General features: G+C 47.7%; 18 protein-coding genes. 9 read left to right on the forward strand and 9 right to left on the reverse strand.

From position 1 onward, the window contains the following. Positions 1–131: 131 nt before the first annotated feature. Both QUA74_RS17655 and QUA74_RS17660 read right to left on the reverse strand, forming a co-directional pair. Positions 132–1,430, reverse strand: coding sequence for a HEAT repeat domain-containing protein (locus QUA74_RS17655; RefSeq protein ID WP_333331559.1), 1,299 nt, complete (start codon positions 1,428–1,430; stop codon positions 132–134). Between the two features lie 45 nt (positions 1,431–1,475). Beyond that, positions 1,476–2,027, reverse strand: coding sequence for a CPBP family glutamic-type intramembrane protease (locus QUA74_RS17660; RefSeq protein ID WP_333331562.1), 552 nt, complete (start codon positions 2,025–2,027; stop codon positions 1,476–1,478). Between the two features lie 59 nt (positions 2,028–2,086). Between QUA74_RS17660 and QUA74_RS17665 the strand changes: the two genes are divergently transcribed. After that, complete coding sequence (locus QUA74_RS17665; RefSeq protein WP_333331565.1) at positions 2,087–2,401, forward strand: acylphosphatase; 315 nt, start codon at positions 2,087–2,089, stop codon at positions 2,399–2,401. Positions 2,402–2,534: 133 nt separating this feature from the next. Here the strand turns inward: QUA74_RS17665 and QUA74_RS17670 are convergent, their stop codons facing one another. Beyond that, complete coding sequence (locus QUA74_RS17670) at positions 2,535–3,182, reverse strand: phosphoribosylanthranilate isomerase (protein ID WP_333331568.1); 648 nt, start codon at positions 3,180–3,182, stop codon at positions 2,535–2,537. 133 nt (positions 3,183–3,315) lie between these two features. On the opposite strand from QUA74_RS17670, the gene psaK reads away from it, so the two are divergent. The 4 genes from psaK (at position 3,316) to QUA74_RS17690 (ending at position 7,729) form a co-directional block, all read left to right on the forward strand. After that, entirely contained in the window at positions 3,316–3,600 is a 285-nt protein-coding gene (psaK, locus tag QUA74_RS17675) for a photosystem I reaction center subunit PsaK (RefSeq protein ID WP_333331571.1), read from the forward strand. An 80-nt stretch (positions 3,601–3,680) separates the two neighbouring features. After that, on the forward strand, positions 3,681–4,877 hold the full coding sequence (locus tag QUA74_RS17680) for a site-2 protease family protein (RefSeq protein ID WP_333331575.1): 1,197 nt from the start codon (positions 3,681–3,683) through the stop codon (positions 4,875–4,877). 81 nt (positions 4,878–4,958) lie between these two features. Next, positions 4,959–6,908, forward strand: a complete 1,950-nt coding sequence (locus QUA74_RS17685; RefSeq protein ID WP_333331578.1) for an adenylate/guanylate cyclase domain-containing protein — start codon at positions 4,959–4,961, stop codon at positions 6,906–6,908. A gap of 38 nt (positions 6,909–6,946) precedes the next feature. Next, complete coding sequence (locus QUA74_RS17690) at positions 6,947–7,729, forward strand: DUF928 domain-containing protein (RefSeq protein WP_333331580.1); 783 nt, start codon at positions 6,947–6,949, stop codon at positions 7,727–7,729. Between the two features lie 203 nt (positions 7,730–7,932). Here the strand turns inward: QUA74_RS17690 and QUA74_RS17695 are convergent, their stop codons facing one another. Then, on the reverse strand, positions 7,933–8,688 hold the full coding sequence (locus QUA74_RS17695) for a biotin/lipoate A/B protein ligase family protein (RefSeq protein ID WP_333331583.1): 756 nt from the start codon (positions 8,686–8,688) through the stop codon (positions 7,933–7,935). 144 nt (positions 8,689–8,832) lie between these two features. Here QUA74_RS17695 and QUA74_RS17700 point away from each other — a divergent pair, with 144 nt between their 5' ends. Together QUA74_RS17700 and QUA74_RS17705 are read left to right on the forward strand one after the other, a co-directional pair. Continuing rightward, positions 8,833–9,159: a thioredoxin domain-containing protein gene (locus QUA74_RS17700; RefSeq protein ID WP_333331586.1), complete on the forward strand. Its 327-nt coding sequence runs from the start codon at positions 8,833–8,835 to the stop codon at positions 9,157–9,159. 231 nt (positions 9,160–9,390) lie between these two features. Next, the gene (locus tag QUA74_RS17705) at positions 9,391–10,608 is read left to right on the forward strand and encodes an LL-diaminopimelate aminotransferase (RefSeq protein WP_333331588.1); all 1,218 of its coding nucleotides are present in this window, start codon (positions 9,391–9,393) and stop codon (positions 10,606–10,608) included. 252 nt (positions 10,609–10,860) lie between these two features. Here QUA74_RS17705 and QUA74_RS17710 read toward each other — a convergent pair whose 3' ends face one another. Continuing rightward, positions 10,861–11,259 (reverse strand): hypothetical protein, encoded by a 399-nt coding sequence (locus QUA74_RS17710; protein WP_333331591.1) that lies wholly within the window; start codon positions 11,257–11,259, stop codon positions 10,861–10,863. A gap of 127 nt (positions 11,260–11,386) precedes the next feature. After that, the gene (gene surE, locus QUA74_RS17715) at positions 11,387–12,193 is read right to left on the reverse strand and encodes a 5'/3'-nucleotidase SurE (RefSeq protein WP_333331594.1); all 807 of its coding nucleotides are present in this window, start codon (positions 12,191–12,193) and stop codon (positions 11,387–11,389) included. Between the two features lie 216 nt (positions 12,194–12,409). On the opposite strand from surE, the gene pheS reads away from it, so the two are divergent. Then, entirely contained in the window at positions 12,410–13,414 is a 1,005-nt protein-coding gene (gene pheS, locus QUA74_RS17720; RefSeq protein WP_333331597.1) for a phenylalanine--tRNA ligase subunit alpha, read from the forward strand. A 218-nt stretch (positions 13,415–13,632) separates the two neighbouring features. On the opposite strand, the gene QUA74_RS17725 is transcribed toward pheS, so the two are convergent. Both QUA74_RS17725 and QUA74_RS17730 read right to left on the reverse strand, forming a co-directional pair. Further along, on the reverse strand, positions 13,633–14,106 hold the full coding sequence (locus QUA74_RS17725) for a hypothetical protein (RefSeq protein WP_333331600.1): 474 nt from the start codon (positions 14,104–14,106) through the stop codon (positions 13,633–13,635). A gap of 779 nt (positions 14,107–14,885) precedes the next feature. Next, on the reverse strand, positions 14,886–18,410 hold the full coding sequence (locus tag QUA74_RS17730) for a response regulator (RefSeq protein ID WP_333331602.1): 3,525 nt from the start codon (positions 18,408–18,410) through the stop codon (positions 14,886–14,888). Positions 18,411–20,128: 1,718 nt separating this feature from the next. On the opposite strand from QUA74_RS17730, the gene QUA74_RS17735 reads away from it, so the two are divergent. Continuing rightward, complete coding sequence (locus QUA74_RS17735) at positions 20,129–20,752, forward strand: GNAT family N-acetyltransferase (RefSeq protein WP_333331605.1); 624 nt, start codon at positions 20,129–20,131, stop codon at positions 20,750–20,752. A 660-nt stretch (positions 20,753–21,412) separates the two neighbouring features. Here QUA74_RS17735 and QUA74_RS17740 read toward each other — a convergent pair. Beyond that, positions 21,413–24,658 (reverse strand): Ig-like domain-containing protein (locus QUA74_RS17740; protein ID WP_333331607.1); only part of this gene is annotated, 3,246 nt, incomplete at its 5' end.

The following is a 24,658-nucleotide window of genomic DNA, read 5'->3' on the forward strand; positions in this document are numbered from 1 at the left end:
ACCCAACCTCCACAGTTTGTGGTAGTAATCGAAATTGAGTGAAATACAGCACCTCGGTAAGGACACAACAATATTGTATCCCTACTGTGTTGTAGGCAATTGAGAATTGCTATATATATCCTAGTAACTGCTTAACGCTTGGGTTTTTTCACATCAACAGTTTTCGGTTTAGCCGCCGGAGTGCGCGGATAAAATTTAAACTTATTGAGCGCAGCACTTGCCGATTTAGCCACACCGCTATCTATATCTCGCAAAGCTTTTTGTAGCAGCGGAATCACTTTGTCAGACTTAATCATTGCTAGTGCTTCCACAGCAGCTTCGCGCACATCCGGGTGAATATCTTGAGCTAATTTTCCCAATGTTTCTATTGCTCGCTGACCTTCCGATCTCAGAGCATTAGCAGCAGCCATTTTACCTAAAGCAGACGCTGCAAACTTGCGGGTTTCTTTGTCCTGACTTTGAACACATCCCATCAACTGCGGTAGGGAATAGCTTGGTGCTTGTCTGGCAATTGGAAGCTGTTGTTCGACTTCGGGTGGATGTAAATCAATTGGTTGTGGTTCCGAAAAATCTGTGTAATTTAACTCTTCTTCAACTTCGGTTTGATTTAACTCACTTGACAGTTGCTGCAAAACTTCTTCTTGTGATAAACCTTCGGCAAATTCTGTTGAATTTAACTGACTGAACTGCTGCTCCGGGACTTCTTGTTCTACATTACTCTCGTACTGCCCTTGCAAAGACCTGATAGTAGCTTGCATCTGAGCTTCGTGGTCTCTCAACTGCTCGTGAGCCGCTTGCAACTGACTCTCGTATTGCTCTTGCAAAGCCTCCATATTTAACTGCATTTCAACCTCTCGGTTCTCATATTCCTCGGCAATTTGCCTCAAGCGAATTTCGTGTTCATCTTGCAGGTTTTGCAAATGTTGCTCCATCTGAGCTTGATAACTTAGATGCAATTCGTCAGCAACTCTGAGTAAATGGTGTTCGTGTTCTGCTTGCAAAGATTGGATATTTTGCTGCATCCTAGCATTGTTAGCCGCTTCTAATTCCTCGCTGATTTGTCGCCGCAGCCCAGGCTCGTCTACGCTGACAACTTGTTGGAGCTGACTGTCGCGTTCTGCCCGAACTTGTTGGAGCTGATTTTCGTATTGAGCTGCAACTTGTTTGAGCTGGTTTTCGTATTGGGTAGTAACTTGTCTGAGTAAATTTTCGTGTTCGATAGTAGCTTTTCTAAGCTGATTTTCCCGTTCTCCTTTCTGAGATTCGACAGCTTGTTGCACCCGAGACATCTGAGCTAATTCTATTTCCTCACTAATTCTGCGAGTTTGCTGCAAGTATTCTTGCTTTTGCTTGTTTAAGCGCTTTTCCACTAACCAGTAAGCAACTGCTACCCCTGCCAAAAAACCTATGATCGCTCCTATGATACCCACAACTGAGATCCTCCTGACAAAATAGTGATGCTGGACTTTTTACATTTAACCATAGAGCCTCCTGTAACCGCCCAGTAGCAACAGCCAGGCTGTCACTGCGAACCAGTGAACCGCCACCGCAGGCCAGATAGAACCGCTTTGCAGGTATGCGATGGAGCACGCAACTCCCAAAATTGCCGCCAGCAGCAAAAACACTGGATTCATAAAGGTCGATCGACCAACCGGGTAAAAAGTCAGCGCGTTCAGCGGGTGGTAAACTACAAAAACCGCCAAACTCGCGCATCCCCAAAACCACAGGATTAACCCAGAAGCCTTCTCGAACGGGTGCGGCAGCATTAACACCCGGAACAATAATTCCTCGGTGATGCCCGGACTTAACAAACAGCCAAGAAGCACTCCCACAATTGTACGCCGAGAGGTTTGCACGTCTACTTTTAGAAATCCCGACCAAAAACCGACGGAAAGAGCGATCAAAGTGTAAACCAGCGCTAGCATAGCTGCAACCAGCCAATCGGTGAAATCGGGAATAGTTGAAAAAGCTAGGGTGACGCGGCGTATCAGGAATCCCGGCACCGTGATCGTACTAAAATTTAACATAATCAAACTGATCCTTAAAATTTTCAAACAGATGTTAGCAGTAAGTTGAGCCGTTTATTATGCAAAACCAATCACCCCCGCCCGTCAGAGTCCGCGTTTTTGTTTCGGGATTAGTTCAAGGAGTAGGATTCCGATATTCAACGAGGAATCAAGCAAACTATTTCGGCCTGGGCGGCTGGGTAAGAAATCTCCCCGATGGGCGCGTCGAGGCTGTCTTTGAAGGCTCCAAAAAAGCTGTGGAAGAAATGATTAGTTGGTGCCGCCGCGGCCCCACCGGTGCTACGGTTAGTGAGTTGGTTTTGGAATACGAAGACCCGGAGGGCGATTCCCTTCAAGATAGCTTCGCCGCGCGTACTTTTGAGATCCGCCGATAAAAGAATAAAGGGAATAATCTGCGGTTGAAACCGCTACTGTATAAACGAGGTCTGCCTTGTATAAGGCAGGCTTCGCTCACGCTGACTAAAGAATGAATCGCATAAAAAGCGCGAATTATGTATGGCCAATTTATCAATGATGAGCAAGTTGACTTAAATTAGCAAACAACTGAGCAACTTTGGTCAAATCTTTATCTCCCGGCGCTATTTCTACGCCGCTAGAAAGGTCAACACCGCTGAAGTTATTGCCGATCGCGCTATCCATTGCATTTAAAATATTATCGGGTGTTAAACCGCCCGCCAGCAGCCAAGGACACTGGGGTCTAAACTCTGATAACATCATCCAGTTGATCGTTTTGCCAGTACCGCCGAGTTGATTGGGATGGTAAGCATCCAGCAGTAAAGTATCGACACGAACAGCATAAACAGCAGCGGTGGCTAAAGTTTCAGGAGTCTTAACTCTCAAAGCTTTGATAATTTCAATTCCCGGCAAAAAATCCCGCAGTCGATCGCAATATTCCGCTGTTTCATCTCCATGCAACTGCACCCCGCTTAAATTTGACTCTGCCGCTACTTGACAGATATTTTCTATTGTGGTGTTAGCAAAAACGCCGATGCGATCGACATTTTCCGGCAACTGCTCGACAATCAGGCGAATTGTTTCTGGGGTGACATAGCGGGGGGAAGCCGGCACGCAGATAAACCCCAAAGCTTGGGCTCCCAAGCGGGCGATCGCAATTCCTTGGTCTAATTTAGTGATTCCGCAAATTTTAACCCGCACTCTTCCTCCTCGGTTCCGCAGTTGTATCAAAATATCAACGAATTGTTAACTATTAAAACAAATCTTAGTTTAATGCAAACCGCTTTTTATAATCTGGGAAATCAATTGATCTGTAAAATCAGGAGATAAGAACATGATCACCTCATCTTTGCTGTTAGCCGTACAATCTACCGCTCCCTCAACACCGGAGTGGTCGCCACTGGTAGGACTGACGATGATTTTATGTAATTTGCTGGCGATCACGATCGGCTACTACGGCATCTCCAAGCAAAACCGAGGCAAGGGCCCAGCTTTACCCGTTGCACTCCCTGGAATGTTCAAAGGCTTCGGGGTACCAGAATTGCTGGCAACAGCCAGCTTCGGCCACTTGCTCGGAGCCGGAGTAATCTTGGGCTTGGGTAGCGCCGGAGTTCTGTAAAAATCAGGGGAAAGGCAAAGGAAAGGGGAAGAAAAGATATAATAGAAACTCTTTCTTGCTCTCCTTTCCCAGGAAAATTCATGCAGACAGGTTGGCGAATCGGCTCTTTATTTGGCATCCCCCTAGTTATAGATTATTCGTGGTTTATAATTTTAGCCTTAGCAACCCGCGAATACGCCAGCAGTTACCGCCTGTGGGGGTCTGCGCTCTCCTGGAGTGCGGGGTTAGCAATAGCTCTGCTACTGTTTGCTTCCGTGCTTTTGCACGAACTCGGACACAGCTTGGCGGCGATATCGCAAGGCATTAAAGTTAATTCTATTACCTTATTCTTATTTGGCGGAGTAGCTTCGATCGACTCGGAATCAAAAACTCCCGGTCAAGCTTTTCAAGTAGCTATTGCCGGCCCTCTAGTCAGCTTTGCGGTGTTTTTAATCCTCGGTTTGGGTTCTCAAGTTCTTCCCCCGAAAAGTTTGCTAGGAATTGTCACCGAAAGGGTAGCACTCATCAATCTCGTTTTGGGATTATTTAACTTAATTCCCGGTCTGCCTTTGGATGGAGGACAAGTTTTAAAAGCAGCAATTTGGAAAATCACCGGCTCTCGATTTGCCGGCGTTCGCTGGGCGGCAAAAACAGGACAAGTTTTAGGTTGGCTGGGCGTTGCTTTGGGTCTGAGTTTATGTTTTTTAGCGCGCGAGTTCGGCGGTTTGTGGATTGCGCTGATCGGCGGGTTTGGCATTCGCAATGCCACTGCTTATAGCCGATTGACTTCACTGCAAGAAGCCCTGCTCAAAATTAAAGCCAGCGATGCGATGAGCCGCGAGTTTCGAGTTGTAGATGCAGATTTGACTCTGCGAGAATTTGCCGATCGCTATTTGTTAGAAGTCAATCCGTTTCCATTTTACATTGCTGCGACCAACGGCCGCGATTTGGGCTTAGTGTCGATCGACGATATCCGGTTCACAGAACGCAGTCAGTGGCAAATTCAGACTTTGCACAACATTTTGAAACCCCTGGGAAAAACCCCCACAGTCTCGGAAAAAGCATCCATCGCCGAAGTAATTAACAGCATGGAAGCCCGCCAACTCCCCCGAATCATCGTCCTCTCGCCGATTGGTTCAGTAGCGGGGACGATCGATCGGGGCGACGTGATTAAAGTTTTGGCAAAATACCTCAAACCCCAGATTTCAATCGCCGACATCAAGCGCAGCAAAGAAGAAAACAGCTATCCGCAGGGATTGCAGTTAAGTGCGATCGCCAAAACCGCACAGGAAAATTAAAAATTGGCCATCAGTAAGGGGCATCAGTGATCAGTTAAGATGTAGCGTACTTTGTGACTCAGGGTTGAAACACTAAATTTTATGCCCCACTTCTTTAAGAGAATTTATCATAAATTTGCGGAGGGACGTGGAAAAAACTTAACTTATTTCTTCCCCTTCCCTGACTTGCAGCCTCTTGCTATTATCTGGATTGTCGTGACCGGAACTCTATTGGGAGTGAGGCATTTAGGCGGGTTGCAGCCACTAGAATTAAATGCTTACGACCTCATGGTGCAGTTGCGGCCAGATCTGGGCCCTGACCCCAGGTTGCTTATAGTTGAAATCACAGAGCGGGATATTAATACTAGTGAAAAATGGCCAATTTCCGATCGCACTTTAGCAAAAGCGATCGCACAAATAGCGCGTCTTGAACCCCTAGCTATTGGTCTCGATATAATTCGCGACATTCCCTACGAGCCGGGGAATGCAGAATTAGCTATTCAATTGAAAAATCCCAAAATATTTCCGATAACCTTCCGCGGCGACTCAAAGCTGCAGCGAGTGCCACCAAATCCTAACATACCAGAGAATCGGGTAGGATTTAACGATTTAGTAGTCGATCCAGACCGTATAGTGCGTCGCAATTTGATGTTTGCTAGCGAGGGGGAAACGACACAGACTTCATTTTCAATGCGACTAGCTTTTGCCTATTTAAATAGTAAAAAAGTAGAGTCTAAATTGACAGAAAAACAAGAAATCGAGGCTAACAAAATAGTATTTTTAAAATTGCGAGCTGACTCAGGAGGTTATCAAAACATTAATGCCCAAGGCTATCAAATATTGCTCAATTACCGAGCTTCTAAAAAGATAGCAGAAACCGTGACCCTAACTCAAGTTTTAAAGGGCAAAGTTGACCCCAAATTGGTAAAAGGTAAAATAGTCTTAATCGGGGTTACAGCCCCAACTGTAAAAGATATTTTTTCTACCCCTTACAGCGCTACTACAAACGGTAATATCCAGACGCCTGGGGTATTAATTCACGCAACGGCCACCAGCCAAATTCTCAGTGCAGTTTTAGACGGCCAAGGGCTATTTTGGTATTGGGACGAATGGCAAGAAATTCTCTGGATCGCTGTGTGGAGTGCAGTCGGCGGCTGTTTAGCTTGGCGGCTAGAAAAATCGCTGAATTTGATGGGAAGTGTGATCGCAGCTTGCGGCTCATTAGCGGGATTCACCTTTTTCCTATTCATTCAACAGGGGTGGATACCTCTAATCGCTCCAGCCCTCGCCCTTTTAATCACCGCAGGAGTCGCAGTCACCTATAAGTACGAGCAGTCGAGGCAACAGCAAGGGATTGTGATGAAATTATTAGGACAACAAACTTCACCGGCGATCGCAAATGCGCTGTGGAAAGAACGCGTCCATCTGCTCGAATCAGGGTTATTGCCAGGGCAAAAAGTTACTGCTACGATCATCCTCACCGACGTGCAGGGTTTTAGTACAATCTCCGAAAAACTACCGCCAGAAGTGGTAATGAGTTGGTTAAATGAGTATTTATCCGCAATGGCCCAAGAAGTCCAAGCACATCAAGGCGTGATTAATAAATTTACCGGAGATGGAATGCTGGCAGTATTTGGCGTACCCATTCCCCGCACCACTGCAGAAGAAATTGCAGAAGATGCTCGCCTTGCCGTATCTTGCGCTTTAGCCATCAGTTCCCGCTTGCCAGAAATGAATCAAAATTGGCTCGATCGCGGTTTACCGACCGTAAAAATGCGAGTAGGCATCTTTACAGGGCCTGTTATGGTGGGTAGTCTGGGAGGCACAACCCGTTTAGAATATGGAGTAATCGGCGACAGCGTAAATATTGCCTCTCGCCTGGAAAGCTGCGAAAAGGATCGGCATGAGGACACTTGCCGGATATTGATTGCAGAAGAAACCTTTCTGCATCTGGCGGACAAATTTGAGGTAGAATCTTGGGGATCTTTACCGTTAAGAGGCAGGGAACAAAAAGTTAATGTCTACCGGATTTTGGGAAGAAAAAAGAAATAAAAAGAGAGAATCTCTCCCTACAAATTCATGGAGTTAATATGAAAACAATTACTAAGTTTCTCATCAATCTGACATCAGTTGGCTCAATAGTATTGATAGCAACACTTAATGCTTCCCAATTAGCAGTTGTGGGACAGCCGGTTCCCCCGAATGTGGGCCAGCCACCCACTGTACCGGGAGGGCCGCGCTTCATTCAGCCCCGTGAAGATATTGATGAGCGGCCTCCCACTCAACCGGGACGCCCTGTGCGCGGTGGCTGCGCGAGCATTAGTCAGCTAGGTCTCACAGCCTTAGTGCCTACAAATAAGATCGGACGGACTGTTTTCGACTATCCAACGTTCTTTTTCTACTTGCCTCCAACAGAGGCGGAATCAGCCGAATTTATCTTAAAAGATCAAAGTGGCAACCAGATTTATAAACAGGATCTCACAATTAGCAATTTATCAGGGGTAATCGGCGTTAGTATCCCCACTAACAAAAATGTGGCGCCCTTAGAAGTAGGCAAAAGTTACACTTGGAATTTTACAGTGATTTGCGACTCTCAAGATCGATCGGCCGATCAGATCCAAATCGGTACTGTACGGCGTGTTGAACTTAGTGCAGATATCCGCCGTCAATTAGATCAGGCTGATCCGCGCCAGAAAACCTTTATTTATGCTGAAAATGGGATTTGGCAAGATGCCCTCAGCACCCTAGCTGCCGCTCGCCGTGATCAGCCTAATGATACAACGTTCAAGGCTGATTGGGAAAGCTTGTTGGATTCTGTGAAATTGGGCGAAATTGCCCAAGAGCCGATCGTTCAAACTCAGCCACAGCCATAAGTTGTACTGCATATAAATTTAACTTTTTTGGTGGCGTTAGAGCAACGGGTCAGAAGACTTTTAATAAAAAGAAGTGTACAAGTTTTTAACTTGTATCAGTAACCGCCAAGATGGCTGTTCTACAATAAAAACTCTTTGTTGTGGAACGGCCATCTTGGCTGTTCCCAAAAGGCGGCAGTAAAGCCCACCCCCAAAGATGCAGATTAAATGTGAAACAGCTTATTACTTGTTGTTAATTCCCAAATATCGAGCCATTCCTGATCCGAAAGCGGCTGCACCTCCAAATCAATCTCAAAACAGCGACAAGCCGCCGCACTCAAAACATCAATTACAGTGGCAATCAAATCATCTTCTCCTTCAGATAGAGGTAATTGCACAGGAATTAATTCCTCCCCAAACACTTGAGAAAACAAACGATAATCTGGCTGCAAACGCATCGAACCGTGCTGCAAAATAGCATCGCCCCGTCGCAATTGCGCGCTACCAATTAACTTGCAACCATCAGCGGTAACTAAATCCGCACCCGTCGCAGTACCAAAACAATTCGGATTGTGAATATAACCCCTTCCAGCTTCCCCGTATTGCAAATCCAAACCCATCGCCCTCCAACCCTCAATCAAAAACTCGCAAATAGTCTGATAAGCTTTCAGGCGACTGCTTCCAAATCCCGACGCCACAACTGCATAAGTTAAATCCCCTTGGTGCAGCACGGCGCGCCCGCCGCTGGGCCTCCTCACCAACTCCACAGGCATTCCCTGCCAAGACAACTGCTGCCAAAACTCCGGCCACCTGCGCTGGTGGTAGCCCAAGGAAATCGCCGCCGGTTGCCAAGTGTAAAATCGCAGAGTTGGCGGATGTTTGCCCGCTAGATGCTGTTCCAGTAGCCAGTGGTCGATCGCCATCTGCACGCTACCAGACGCCGACAACAGTGGAATTAAACGCCATACAGAATTAGCCATCAGTCCCCAGTCCTGAGTTCGCACTCAATAATTCACAGAATGTTTTAAAATTAGTAACAGTTTTTTGGGCCTGTCTTGTCAGTTGGTGCAAGTTTCACGCTTGCGGGTGCTTTAGAAATAAATAGAAAAAATAATCCCAGAACCATGAGCAACAGTGTAATTGTCATTAACGACGAAAAATTTGAAACAGAAGTCCTGAAAGCAGAGCAACCAGTGCTTGCCTATTTTTGGGCTAGTTGGTGCGGGCCTTGCAAACTGATCGCGCCTTCGATAGACTGGGTAGCGGCAAACTACAGCGATCGGCTGAAAGTGGTTAAAATGGAAATTGACCCCAATCCTACTACTGTCAAGCAGTATAAAGTAGAAGGAGTCCCAGCTCTCCGACTGTTTAAAAATGCCGAAGTAGTGCTTTCTCACGAGGGAGCTATTACTAAACAAACTTTGGTCGGTTTGCTCGACGCTCATTTATAAAGTTTGGAAATGATTCGGGAGTTTCCAACTCCCAACTCACAATTATAGCAACCGAAAATATTTTTTTTAACCTCTCTCTTTTCTCCTCTATATTCCTCTCTGACTCTGCGCCCTCTGCGCTCTCTGCGGTTAGTAAAAAAAATCGCAAAGCCAATAAAAATGCCATATCAAAAAATAATAATTAACCCACTATAAAAAGATTCATTAAAATTCCAAAAACTTACAAAAAATATGCAATTTGCTAAACGTTTAGAGCCACTGCAATTTAATGTATTTGCCGATATGGATCGGGCAAAAGCTCAAGCTAGAGCAGCGGGGCAAAATGTGATTGACTTGTCTCTGGGTTCTTCGGATTTGCCGGCGGCGGCTCACATTACAGATGCGATCGCACATTCTCTGTCCGACACCAGCACTCACGGCTATTTGCTGTTTAACGGGACGAAATCTTTTCGGGAAGCAGCAGCTATTTGGTACGAGCAAAAATTTGGGATTGCAGTCAATCCAGAAACAGAAGTGCTGCCGTTAATTGGTTCCCAAGAAGGCACGGCGCATTTGCCTTTAGCTGTACTCAACCCGGGAGATTTTGCTTTGCTGCTCGATCCGGGCTATCCTTCCCACGCGGGCGGTGTGCATTTGGCTGGCGGTCAAATTTATCCGATGCCGATATTAGCAGAAAATGCGTTTTTGCCGATATTTGAAGATATTCCGACAGCAGTGCTGGCTGAGTCGAAGATGATGGTTTTGAGCTATCCTCACAATCCTACAACTGCGATCGCACCTGTTGCTTTTTTTGAGAAAGCTGTGGCTTTTTGTCGAGAACATGGGCTGGTTTTAGTTCACGATTTCCCTTATGTGGATTTGGTGTTTGACGATCGCAATTCTCTCATAGAGGCAGAGTCTGGTAACGAGGAAGAATATCGAAAATTGATGGCGCCGTCAATATTTCAGGCCGATAGAGATAAGAGTGTGGCGATCGAGTTTTTTACACTATCCAAATCGTACAGTATGGGAGGTTTTCGAGTCGGATATGCGATCGGCAATTCCGAACTAATTGCAGCGCTGCGACAGGTAAAAGCCGCAGTAGACTTCAACCAATACCGAGGGATTTTAAACGGAGCGATCTCCGCATTAACGGGCCCTCAAGATACCGTCAGAACCAGCGTACAAACCTTCAGAAAACGACGGGATGCCTTTGTAAACGCGCTGCAAAACATCGGCTGGCAAGTGCCTGTACCCCCCGCCACCATGTACGTCTGGGCGAAACTGCCGGAACCTTGGGCCCAAGATTCCGTGAAATTTTGCACTCAGCTAGTACAGAGTACAGGAGTCGCAGCTTCCCCCGGTGCCGGTTTCGGGAAATCAGGAGAAGGCTACGTGCGATTTGCCTTAGTCGAGTCGCCAGCAATTTTGGAAGCAGCAGTTAGAAAAATTGCTGAGTTTCTAAATTGAGCGATGTGATAGGTGTCAACTTAACCCGAAACACCCTCGTGAGACTTAAGCCCACCAGACTTGATCTTTGAGGCAGGGGTCAAAACCCCTGCCGGACTGGGGTTTTGACGTTTTTGAACACACGATGAAGGGCACGGCGTCTAAGTGCTTACCCGTAGCTCAAGATCGATGCAATTGCTAAAATAGTGTGATTTCTACCTAAAGGAATAGATATTTGCACGCAGTATCTGTCACAATCTTTTTTAAGAAATGTTAACGTGAGACATCTTGGGAATTACCAGTTCCGCTCACCCACTCTAAAAATCCTTGAAGTGAATTCTGTCGGGGTAGCGATTGTTCCGTAGCGGCTAGCGCACACCCGAAAAAGACCACACTGCCCAAAATGGCAATCAGCGGAAAAGGCTTACTCAGCCCAAAGTCCCGCTGAAGTCGAGCTAACGGCCTGCTCTCGCGCCTGAGCATCTTTCCCACCGTCAGTTGTTTGAGACTAAAAGGATCGCGCACAAAATGACCGCTCCAGCTAATTACCATATGAGAATGGCAGTGCGGACAAGTGAATAGTCCACTGACCATGCCGACTGGGCCTACGACGCTGGAACGGTTGCAGATCGGGCAAGTGACAGAATGAGTGTTATAGGTGGGAGCGTTCATAACTGTTTTTCTTGAGTAAAAAAAACTAACAAGTAATTGGGAGCCTGTGTTAACGCCTAAGGTATAGACCTTGAGAGGCACTTTTCCTTAATTCCTAGTTTACCGCTCCGATCGGGTCGATCGGAGCTCACTGCTTGGGAAAACCTTCAACTTGCCAATCCCGCAACGAGTGCAAGTCGGGAGCACAGGTGAGATTATATTGCAAGGGAGTTACGGTTATTCTGTTGTCGCGAATAGCTTGTACGTCCGTAGGGATATCATGCGGCACCGCCGAATCGGCGCTTTCTTCTACATCTTCTAACAATTCCCCAGCCAGCCAATAATAAGTTTTGCCGCGCGGATCGGTGCGCTTTTGAAATATGTCGAAATAGCGGCGAATGCCTTGACGGGTGATCGCAACTCCGGTAATTTCTGCTTGTGTAACTGCCGGTATGTTGACGTTCAACAGCATCGGTTTCGCCATTGGCTGTTTTTCCAACTGTGCCAGCAAGGTGACAGCGAAATCCACCGCCGGCCCAAATTCCTGCGAAGTAAAGCTGGCGAGGCTGAAAGCAATGCTGGGAATGCCTTCCATAATTCCTTCCATTGCTGCCGAAACCGTACCCGAACAGATGATATCCGTGCCTAAATTGGGCCCGTGGTTGATACCGGAAAGAACAAAATCCGGCGGTTTGTCAAGTAAAGCCCACAAAGCAAGTTTCACGCAGTCGGCGGGAGTGCCCGAACAGGCCCAAGCTTGGACTGCGGGATCAAAAATAGATTCGACAATTTCGGCGCGGATGGGTTGGTGCAAGGTAAGGCCGTGGCCGGTAGCGGAGCGCTCTCTGTCGGGACAAACTACGCTCACGTCGTGGCCAGCGGTGGCGAGAGCGTTGGCGAGGCTGCGGATGCCTTGTGCAAAGATGCCGTCGTCGTTGCTAATTAAAAGTTTCATTGAAATTTTTATAGGCCTTATAACAATACTAAACTAGATTCAACTAGGGCGATCGCTCTAACATCGAATTACTTATTACAAATTATCCGTAACTGCCGAAAATCTAAAATCTAAAATCTAAAATCAACAAGACTGTAGAGCCAAAATTGCGCTAAACTCAACTTGGCCCAAAACAGCCATCAATCTAAAATCTAAAATCTAAAATCTAAAATCAAAATGACTGTCCAGCTAAGCGACATTGAAACTCAACTAGAAACCCTCGGTCAAGAGTCAAAAAGTGCGATCGCCACTGCCAATACCCTCGAACAACTCGAACAGTTGCGCGTCGGCTACCTCGGCAAAAAAGGCCAACTGTCTCAAATTTTAGGCATGATGGGCAAACTGTCGCCAGACCAACGACCTAAAGTAGGTGCGATCGCCAATACAGTCAAAGAAGCCCTGCAAGCCGATTTAGAAGACAAGCGCGCCGCCCTCCAAACCGCCCAAATTGGAGCCAAATTAGCCTCAGAAACCATCGATGTCACCATGCCGGGGATTTTTCGCCCCCAAGGCCGCGTGCACCCATTAAACGCAGTCATAGACCGCGCTCTCGATATCTTTGTCGGCCTCGGATACACCGTCGCCAACGGCCCGGAAATGGAGACAGATTATTACAATTTCGAGGCGCTGAACACACCGCCCGACCACCCGGCGCGGGATATGCAAGATACATTTTACCTACCAGGCGGCGACTTGCTGCGGACTCAGACATCATCGGTGCAAATTCGCTACATGGAACAGCACAAACCGCCGATTCGGATTGTCTCTCCCGGCCGCGTTTACCGCCGCGATACTGTCGATGCTACTCACGCGGCAGTCTTCCACCAAATTGAACTTTTAGCAATTGATGAAGGTCTGACTTTTACTGACTTGAAAGGTACGATTAAAGAGTTTTTGCGGCAAATGTTCGGGCAAGATTTGCCGATTCGTTTCCGCACGAGTTACTTCCCGTTTACGGAACCTTCTGCCGAAGTTGATTTGCAGTGGAACGGCAAATGGCTGGAAGTTTTGGGCTGCGGAACGGTCGATCCTAACGTTCTTAAAGGAGTCGGTTTAGATCCAGAAAAATATACTGGGTTTGCGGCAGGTTTTGGTGTCGAGCGGTTCGCAATGGTACTTTATGAAATCGACGACATTCGCCGGGTTTATGCTAGCGATTTGCGCTTTTTGCGGCAATTTTAAAGAAGGGCTTCGGGTCGGTTACACGAGCCGTATAGAGGTCTTGGTCAATGTACATCAATCTTTCAGTTTCAAGTAAGTAAGTACAAATAAACATCACTTGGGGAGAGGGCGGGTTCTGCAACGATGACTCGCCCTTACTGTAGATAAGCGCTAAAGCCGCCCCTACAAGCCCCTGCAAGATATTATTGTTTTTTTGCGCTTACCTACTTATTTATTGTCTACTTGCTAAAAACACCCTTGATGCTGTCAACAGCGCTCTCGACAGCATTCTTGGTGTTATCAACTGCTTTCTGAGTCCGAGCTGAATCTTCCGATGCTCTTTTCTCAATTGTGGCCGCATCTTTCTTAGCTTTGCGCTCTACTACACTACCATCCTCCGATGATCGATCGACTTTAGCAGCATTTGTCTTGGCAGTTTCCTTAACCTTCTCTTCTGTATCTCGGATGAAGTTCTTGGCTCGTCCAGCATCTTTGCTGGCTTTTTCTTGAACCTTATCGCCCGCATCTGCTTCTGCTGCCATCGAGTTTACAGCAGGAGAGGCCATTGCTGCGGTGTTCGAGAAGAATGCACCAGACCACACGAAGGCCATCGCTGACACGCAAAGCATAGTTGCAGCCATCAAGCGCCCGACAGTCGAAAGCCGTTTCGTAAAATAATTCAGTTTCATAGAATACAAAAGGAGATATGACATTCTATTTTTACTCGATTTGAGCGCTCGGCGTAACCGTTCTCTAGATAGAGGTTATCCACCGACGAGCGGTTAAAAAAGTTCCCTCTTTTGATAGATGGAGGCAAGGAATGTCAGTCAATTTTAGATTTTAGATTTTAGATTTTAGATTTTAAATTTTAAATTTTAGAGTTGACTCCCCAGCCCCCATTGGGACGCTTGAACTTTGCTGAGTCGATTTTAGATTTTAGATTTTAGATTAAACAATTGATATCAAATCTGTTAGGAGCGGAATTATTCATATATCTCTGAGCTGCATCTGCGTGAATCAGCGTCAATCCCTTGTCATCTGCGGTCCGAGAAATTTTCTTTCTTTTACCGCAGATGAGGGCAGATAAACACAGATTAAGGTAGAGGAATTATATCAATTCCGGTTGCAGCTTCCGTGACTGTTGACTGGATTTTACCAAAACGATGCTGCCGGATTTGATATGAGTCCACAACCGGATCGCATATCGGCGCGCTTAAGTAGATAGGCGGGAAAAATTATCTTTATGCAACTAAACATTAACTAGCGTGAGTTAAGTTAAATTTAACACATTGTTTACGGCCAGTAAGTAGGTGCGACTGTCAAGCTATCATCAATCGGGCGATTGTTTTCATAAAATATCGCTTCTAAGGATTATTTCACGGAGTGACCATCGCTTTGGACTACATACATATTTTGCCCCTCACCTACTTATTTAGGAATAGGTTGTTCCCGAAATTGTGCGTAGGATATCCACATATAATACTTATAATGACTAATCACAATTTAGTAAAAAAGTCAATACCGTTTCATCAATTCCCTTTAGTTTCAAAGGCTTATATTTAACAATGCGATTTTCCTCAACATAATCTGCCACCGCCGCCGAAATTAGCACCGTGTTTGGTTCCGTCACCTCTTGCAAGCGGGCGGCAATATTTACGCTCGGCCCGATCGCAGTATAATCCGATCGATCAGGGCCGCCAAACATCCCCACCACCGCAGTACCCTGGTGAATTCCGCAGCGAAACCGCACCGGAGCCACCCCATTTTCCCCAACAATTCCCTGCTCCAACCAGCCCTTGTTAAGCTCCTTCAGAGATAGCACCATTTGCCTTGCAGCAGCGATAGCGCGGCGTACTTGCTCGTTAGGCGTTAGTTCCTCCGGCGCGCCAAAGAAAGCCATTACCGCATCTCCAACAAACTTGTCCACCGTACCGCCACTGTCAAAAATAGCCTTAGTCATTGCCGCCAAATATTCATTCAACAGCTCAGCTACCCGGCGCGAGCGCAGCGTATTTGCCATTTGAGTAAAACCGACTATATCGCTAAACAAAATAGTAATCAATCGCGGTTCCGGGCGCAAATCCAATGCCAATTCTCCAGCCGCAGCGGCCTTCACCATCGCCGGCGGCAAAAATCGGCGTAGCACCGACTCAGTTAAATAACTGTTCAACTGCTGCACTCGGCGCTCGTTTTGTTTGAGGGCGATCAAATTCCGCACTTCCGCCAACAATTCTCGATCGTTAAAAGGCTTGGACAAATAAGCATCAGCACCCCGTTCTACTCCTTCAATTCGAGTATCTTCGTCGGCTTTAGCAGTCAGCAAAATTGCCGGAGTTCCCTGCAATTCCTCATCCTCTCGAATCATCCGAATCAAATCCAAACCCGAGACTAAAGGCATCATCAAATCCGTTATAATTAAATTAGGGCGACGTTTTTTAGCCACGGCAAATCCTTCTTCTCCGTTGCGCGCCAGCAAAACTGCAAAACCGGAATCTCGCAGAATTGACGACACATAAAAGCGCAAATCTGGATTGTCGTCAACCACCAAAACAGTTCCCACTGCTGTTTCTGATCGAATCGGTTCCAGCGCCTCAAAATTATGATTCTCTGCCTCATTTTCCGACAAATCTGCCTCCACATCTGCCAGTTCCACCGCAGCTTTGGATGAGTGAAACTCCGCAGGTATTTCTAGTACCTGTTCCGGGGGCAAGTGAGTCGAACCGAAGTGCAGCCAAACGGTAAAAGTAGTACCTTCGCCGTAAACTGACTCAACTGAAATTTGACCGCCGTGGAGTTCGACCAATTCTTTGACAAGTGCCAAACCTAAGCCACTGCCTTCGTAGGAACGGCTAGCAGAACCTTCGGCTTGGTGAAAGCGCTCGAATAAATAGGGAATTTGTTCGGTGCGAATGCCTATACCCGTGTCTTTTACTTGCAACAAACAGTGAGCGCCAGCCGATTCAACTTTCAGGGTGATAGTTCCGCCTTCTGGGGTGAATTTGACAGCATTTGATAGCAGGTTGTAAATAACTTTGTCAAATCTTTCCAGATCCAAATAAAGTAAAGGACATTCTTGCAGTTGGGTAATTAAGTGCAGTCCTTTTTTCTCACAGTAAGCGCGGAACGACTCTGCGGTAGAGTAACAGAAACCGACTAAATCGCAGGGGCGAAAACTCGGCTGCATCCGTCCGGCATCGAGCCGCTGCAAGTCCAGCAGTTGATTTACCAAGCGCAGGAGGCGGCGGGAATTACGCAAAGCGATTACGGCTTGTTCGTAGGGCAAGTCTTCTTGGCGCCTGCAAGCTGATTCTAGAGGGCCGATAGTTAGAGTTAGAGGGGTGCGGAACTCGTGGGAGATATTTTGGAAAAATTCGGTTTTGAGCCGATCGGCTTCCAGAAGCCGTTCTGCCTGCTGTCTGGTAGTCTGGTAGAGGCGCGACTGCTGCACGGCTAGAGCAGCTTGAGTTGCGACTATTTGAGCCAGGTCAATATCTGAGATGTTCCAGCGGCGGATGCTGCGATTTTGGCGCAGGGAAATGCTGCCGATGATTTTGCCTTCTGAGAGTAAGGGAACGACTAACAGGGCGCGGGCTGGCGATCGAACTTGCAGTTCTGTAACATTTAACTCCGGGTGTTCATCGAGATCTTCGATCGCCACCGGCTCTTTTGATACCATAACTTGCAGCAACACCGGATTGCCCCGAATCGGCACCAAAGACTGTGGCAAAGAAGGATGGGCAAAAACCCAGGCGCGAGTGTTCTCAGCAGCATCGGCAGAAGTCGTCTCGTAGCCAAGAGGGTTCGCAACTACCTCTGGATTGTCAATAAAACCCTGTTCTACAGCCACGGTATCCCTATCTGTGTCGTATAGCCCCACGCATTGCACGTATTCATCATCTTCTGTCCACAGAGATAGGGCGCAGCCGTCAACTTGCAAAGCTTGGCCGAGTTGTTGAGTAATGGCTGCAAAAATATTTTGGGGATCGAGACTCGATCGAATTGCCGTAGTAATAGTATTAACTAAGGCCTCGCGCTTGGCCAGCGCCCGCACCTGTTCGTAAGCTCGGGCTTGAGAAAGCGCCAAAGCCGCTTGGTCTGCCACCGTAATTACCAACTGTACCTCGTGGTCTTGCCACTGGCGCGGTTGATCGAACTGGTGCAGCGCCAAGACTGCCATCAGTTCGATTTTGTAAAACAGCGGTACGATCAAGCTCGATCGAATATTCGCAGCTTCGTAAGCCTGCTGTCGTTGTTGATTATCCGAGTTTAAAACTCGATCGTCAGTTTGGGCATCTTGAATCACCTCCACATCCAGAGTTTCCCAAACCAAATCCGGCAGCAAATCCGGGGAGAGTTCGGCAGCAGAAGCATCTCCGGGCATCGCTTCCTCATCGCCCCGCAACCCTTGAGTTTCTGCCTTCTGGTAAACGAACCACTCATCGGCAACTTGGCCGTCTTGGAACGGCCGCAGCAGACAGCAACTCACCTCAAACATCTGCCCGACAGTTTCCACAATTCTTTGCAGCATTTGCTGGTAATTGGGAGCCGATCGGATAGTATTGGTAACGGCATAAAGCAGCGATTCTTGGCTCAAAGCACGGCGCAGTTCATTGGTGCGCGTTTTCAGAAGATTGTGAGTCTCAACAGCTTGACTGACAAGATTTATCAGCTCTTGAGCATCCCAAGGCTTGGTAACGTATTTGAATACTTTGCCAGCATTAATAGCTTCAACTAAATCTTCAACATCCGTATAGCCAGTTAAAATAATTCGGATCACGTCGGGGTACTGAGCCGCCGTCAGGCTGAGAAACTCCGTACCGCTCATTTTTGGCATTCGCTGGTCGGAGATAATCACCGCAACTTCTCCCTCTTTTGCCAAAATTTCGAGGGCAGCGGGGCCAGATTCGGCTCTGAGCACTTTGTAGTCTCGATGAAAGGTGCGGTAAAGCAAGTCGAGGTTATCCGGTTCGTCATCGACGATCAGAATTTTTAGCTTAGGATTTTCTTGGGAATTCATGCACCGTTCTCCTGTGCCCCGGGGCTGTTCGATTTAATAAGTCTGATCAAAGGAAGAATTCGCCAATTCAAAATGCAGAAGTCATACCATTTTCGATTTTCGATTTTTGATTTTCGATTGCGAATGGCTGATGACCTAAGGGTTGAGATTTTGCCTAGAGTGCCATTATTTTGGGAAAAAAGTATCACAATAATTCGTGGATATGAAGTTGTTGTGAGTGTGCGAGGCAAGCATCAACCTTGATTTTTGATGTCTGGGTTTTCAATTCGGAATTCTTCTGAGCCACAGTTATCTGTCGTGCACCCCAATTTTATTATTTAATGATATTCACATAAACTCGTCTCCCGATAATTTTCTTTCACCCCTTACCTTTATGCAGCAGGAGAGCAAACACAAATCTGGCCATTTTAACTGCCGTCTGGATATCTCAGAATACATAGGAATAACCGTCCTGATTGTGAGTTGACTTGCAAAATTTATGTTTGATCCTGGCTCCTGGGACTGTTTTATTTGGTATGTGAAAGCTGCCCGCAGCAAGATACAATAGACAACCAACATCTTCGCCTGTGTTTTTTCCTACAAGTAACAGCAACTTTAACAGTCAGCCAAGGATACCGACCACAATCCGGCGCGGATCCCCTGACTGATATTCGGGGGTGGCCCACAGACCACAGAGGTGTCTGTGGGAGTGACGCAATTGCTGTACCATTTTAGTTAGACTTGCACTTTTTTCCCCGATCTCGGCATTTTTTTTGCCTCCTGCAGACCAACGCCCAAGCCAATTACTGTGGCTAAACACCGCAAGCTCGAGCATCCATCTGTTAATCTTAGCTAGGGATGTACTCTGTGGAAACCGATCAGTCGATTTTAGATTTTAGATTTTAGATTTTAGATTTACTCCACAGATGAATCGGGGAGCTTGAACTAGGGTCTAAAATTTTTATCTGTCCCCGACGAGTGTCGGTGGCTTGTATCGGTTTTTGGGCAGGGTCAATCAGCTCGATCGAGGTTTTGAAGGTCTCGCGCGCCGGAGAGTATCGAACCGACGGGGAAAACCCCTGCAGACTGTTTCCAGGCATCCAAATTTAAATTGGAAGTTGGGAAAGTACCCCCTAGCTCAACAGGTAAGGCCGGTTCGATCGGGGACGGGCGATGGATTGCCCAGAACTGCTCAAAGCTGGGGTGCCAGGTCGGGGGGCGGCGGGGAACATCCGACGCGCCAGCGCGCCCGGTGTTAGTCTGATCAGTCGTGGAGTTTTTCAACTACCGCTTGACGAATAAATTATATTCGATCGGGTATTTCCGTAAGCAGAGAGCGGTAAGATTGCGGGAACCTGACGTTAAAACCTTTGTGATTGTTTTTAATACCTTGCCCGCTAAGCTGTCGCGCCTTTAATTTGTAATCTACTGTTTACTTAAACCCTTGTGACGCTGGTCGAAAGCCAGGGATCAAGCTTCAATTTAAAGGCCAAATAGCTTATCCACCAATCTAGTATTAGGGGATGAGTTTTATTTTTTCATAAGTAGAGGGTTAAATTCTAAAAATTTTCCATTTACCTCAAATACTACTTAAAGTCAAACACAAAAAAATGTAATTTAATCTGGCTAATAAACTCTGCCTAGAAGTTACGTTATAAGATCAGTATAACATCAGTGAATTTTCTAAGAGGGGTAGCTTAGAAACCCGCGTAAAAAAATTAATATAGTGGCCTGGCATTGTGAATCCTTCATTTTTTTCCTCACCATCTCACCAACAACAAACTCCCGGACTTTCTGGTTTTTCGATCCGGGTGGCTGCGCCCAACGATTTGACGCAGCTAGCGGATATTTTAGCCATGAGTTTTCACTCCCGCGAGGGGTTGGTAGAATGGGTGTATCCAGTGTTGCGTTTGGGCATTTACGAAGATTTAAAAAATCGACTGCGTTCTAAGGCAGAACATTACATTTGTCTGGTTGCTGAGCTAGTCTCGCGCGAGGAGGGAACGCAGAATTATAGATCGCACCGAGATCAGCGCATGGCAGGAACAGTAGAAATGGCTCTGCGTTCTCGCTTTCCTTGGCAAATACCGAGTTCTGACTATCCGTATTTGTCGAATTTAGCCGTTCACCCGGACTATCGGCGACAGGGCGTTGCTCAACAATTGCTCAGCAACTGCGAGGACACAGCCAGAGAATGGGGATTTTCTGAGATTTACCTCCACGTTCTGGAAAATAATCACGCGGCGCGACAGTTGTACTATCAAGCCGGCTATCGCTTGCAACAGGTGGATTGGAATTGGACTGGTTGGCTGTTCGGTCAGCCGCGCCGGCTGTTTTTACGCAAGCAGATTTCGCTATCTTAAGCTAATTATTGGAATTGATCATGGGGAATTGGGGCGAAGCAGGAAAAAGGAAAAAATAGCTATCCGTGTATCTCTTCTTTCCTTCTATTGTGAATCAATGGAACGGGGAATGGGGAATTATCGATAATTTTTAGTTTGCTCTTACGCCCGATCGCACAACACACTACAATTAGTTGGTAGTAAACACTTGAGCTACCCACCCTTGTGTACCTGGGAACACCTGAAAAACCCCATACAAAGTTATATCAACTCCCGTATCCTCCTCAGACGTAAAAACCCGTCAAGAATCACGGAAGTTGCAACAGTAATTAATATAATTAATCTGGGTTAATCTGTGTTTATCTGCCTGTATCTGCGCTAAAAAAAAGATAATTTCTTAACCGTAGATGACAAGGAATTGACGATAATTCACGCCGCTAAAGATAATAGATTCATGAATAATCCCGATGCTAAAAGATTTGATATTATACCAAATCAGGCTTGAATACACCTTTATTTTTTAGCATTTTAGAGAGGGACAAAAGGCAACTGTAAGAGCGATGTCAAGGGCCCAGTGCAACAAAGTTTCTAACCCGGATTGAGTATTGTGAGGAACGCCACAGAAGTTCTGATCTGCTGTGGCGTTTTGTTCGCTAGAACAGGAGACTTTCGCCGCCAATTCTAGAGCTCAGAGAGATTTGGTAGGAAATCCGAGGAGCCGATCGCCCCGTTAATCCCAACCAGATTCGCTAAAACCCGATCGGTTCCTGCTACTCGCAGCAACGTACCGTTGGGAGTGGCGCTAAATTGCAACTGCTGGAAACTCACCCCACCGCTCAAAACAAACTTATCGACGCCTACCTCGAAGTTAATCACAGTATCAGTGCCGCCCTCACCATTCAACACAAATTGATCGCTCCCAATACCTCCAATTAAAGTATCGTCGCCCAAGTCGCCAAACAACCAATCGTCTCCAGCGCCCCCATTGAGCAGGTCGTTATCTTTACCCCCAATCAGGGTATCGCTGCCAGCATCTCCGTTGATAGTATCTTGGCCTTCGTTGCCGTAGAGCAAGTCATCGCCGTCACCGCCGTTGATGCAGTCTTGTTGGTTGTTTGCGCCCACCGAGAAAGCCCGGTTATCAGCACGATCGCCATAGATGGTATCGTTGCCCTCGCCACCGCAGAGTTCATCGCTGCCGTCACCGCCGTAAATCAAGTCGTCGCCCTGATCTCCGTGTATGAGGTCGTTAGCTTTACCGCCGTAAATCAAGTCGTTGTCTTGACCGCCACTGATAGTATCGTCACCCTCATCGCCGAACAGCACATCAGCACCGATGCCACCAAAGAGCAAGTCCTGGCCGCCAACATCTTGAGCTCGACTTCGAGCACCGCCGTACATGGTGTCGTCGCCGCTGTCGCCAACAAGGGTATCAGAGCCGAGTTCGCCCCAAATCAAGTCATTATCTTTGCCACCCCAAACACAATCATTGCCTTTACCTGCTTGCACGGTATCATTACCGTGGCCGCCGCCGATGATGTCGTTGCCGCTGTCCCCAAAGATTAAGTCTTGTTCGCCGAGATCCCCGATGGACTGGGAACTGCCACTGTCGCCGAGCAGAGTATCAGCTCCTTGGCCGCCGTAGAGGGTATCGGAGCCTAATTGACCGTAGATAATGTCCTGGCCTTTACCTCCGTAAGCGCGATCGTTATCTTTGCCTGCAACGAGCGTATCGTTGCCTTGTTGGCCGTTGAGGAAGTCGTTACCGAAGCCTCCGTACAGCAAGTCGAGTCCCTGGGAGTCGCTGGCCCTTTGGTCGCGGATGCCCCCAAACAAGCTGTCGGAGCCGATGCCACCAAACAACGTATCGGAGCCGAGTTCGCCCCAAATCAGGTCATTTTCTTTACCTCCAAGGGCAATATCGTCACCTTTGCCGGTATGGATGGTATCGTCGCCCTCGTTGCCGTTAATGAGGTCTGCACCCTCGCCTCCGAAAATCAAATCGCGAGCATCGTCAGGACTCTGGGAGTTTTTCTGCCCGGTGTCTCCGAGAATCGTATCCGCACCTCGATCTCCAAACAGGGTGTCAGAGCCTAAGTCGCCGGCAATCCAGTCGTTCTGTTTGCCTGCAAATACGATATCGTTGCCCTCGTCTCCGTAAACAATATCGGTGTCAATGCCGCCAAAAATCGTGTCATTGTCTTCGTTGCCGTAAATTTCGTCTGCGCCGTCTTCACCTAAAAGCAGGTCGTTGCCTTCAAAACCGACGATTTTTTGGTTGCCTTTGGTGTCTACGATGAAGTCATCGCCGTCGGTTCCTTTGGTGGTTTGTCCCTCGGAAAATTGTGAAATAGGCCGGACAAATCCAACTGCAGGTGGTTGCTGCGGGGGCGCAAAGTTAATTCCCGGTTTTTCAATAATGGGCTGACACAAACAGTCAGTATCTGGTTCGGCGATCGGATTTGAGATGGGCGCCGGAATCGGCGCTGGAGTTGGCGTCGGAGTTGGCGTCGCAACTAGGACAGCAGCAACAGTAGCGGTAGCAGGGCTGGTAGCGCCGCTGTTGTCGGTGGCGCTGTAGGTAAAAGTGGCTCCGGTAAAGCCGTCTGTGGCTTGGAAAAATAACTGCCGGCTCTCTGCTGGCGTCAGCACTTGACCTAGTGTTACCGGCACGCCACCATTGGCTGGCTCTCCTAAAAATAGCACTCCTTGGTTAGAGGGTGGCAGACTGGTGATTGTGAAAGAGACGATCGTCCCATCGGGGTCAGTTCCTCCCAATCCTCTGGCTAACGTAGTGTTGGGCGGAATGCTGAAGTTAGCATTGGTGGCAACTGGCGGTTGGTTGGGCCCTGGAAGAAAGCCAGAAACAGTAGCAGTAGCAGGGCTGGTAGCGCCGCTGTTGTCGGTGGCGCTGTAGGTGAAATTGGCTGCGGTAAAGTCGCCTGTGGCTTGGAAAAATAACTGCTGAAGTTGATCTGGTGTGAGCACTTGACCTGCTGTTACCGCCACGCCACCATTGGCTGGATCTCCTAAAAATAGCAGCCCTTGGTTAGAAGGTGGCAGAGTGGTGATTGTGTAAGAGACGATCGTCCCGTCTGGGTCGGTTCCTCCCAGTCCCATTACTAACGTGCTGCTGTTGGGCGGAATGCTGAAGTTGACATTCGTGGCAACTGGCGGTTGGTTTCCCAGAATCGGTGGTGGTGTCGGTGTGGGAGTTGGTGCTTGAGTTGGTGTTGGTGCGGGAGTTGGTGTTGGTGCTGGAGTTGGTGCTGGAGTTGGTGCTTGAGTTGGTGTTGGTGTTTGAGTTGGAGTTGGTGCTGGAGTTGGTGCTGGAGTTGGTGTGGGCGTTGGCGCTATCAGTCCAGCCACAGTAGCGGTAGCGGGTGGACTGATAGCACCGCTGTTGTCTGTAGCGCTGTAGGTGAAATTGGTTCCTGTAAATTTGCCCGTTGTGAAGAAAAACAGTTGCTGCAACTGTGCCGGAGTCAGGACTTGACCGGGTGTCACCGCAACGCCACCGTTGGCTGGATCTCCTAAAAACAGGACTGCTTGGTCTGCTGGGGGCAGGGTGTTGATGGTGTAAGAGAAGATCGACCCGTCGGGGTCGCTTCCTCCCAATCCTGTGACTAACTGGCTGCTGTTGGGCCCTAGGCTGGAGTTCGCATTGGTGGCAACTGGCGGTTGGTTGGGATTTGGAGTTGGAGTTGGAGTTGGTGGAGTTGGTGGAGTTGGTGTGGGCGCTATGAGTCCAGCCACAGTAGCGGTAGCGGCTGGACTGATAGCACCGCTGTTGTCTGTAGCGCTGTAGGTGAAATTGGTTCCTGTAAAGTTGCCCGTCGTCAAGAAAAATAGTTGCTGCAACTGTGCCGGAGTCAGGACTTGACCGGGTGTCACCGCAACGCCACCGTTGGCTGGATCTCCTAAAAA

The sequence above is a fragment of the Microcoleus sp. LAD1_D3 genome, assembly GCF_036702135.1.
Lineage (GTDB): Bacteria > Cyanobacteriota > Cyanobacteriia > Cyanobacteriales > Microcoleaceae > Microcoleus.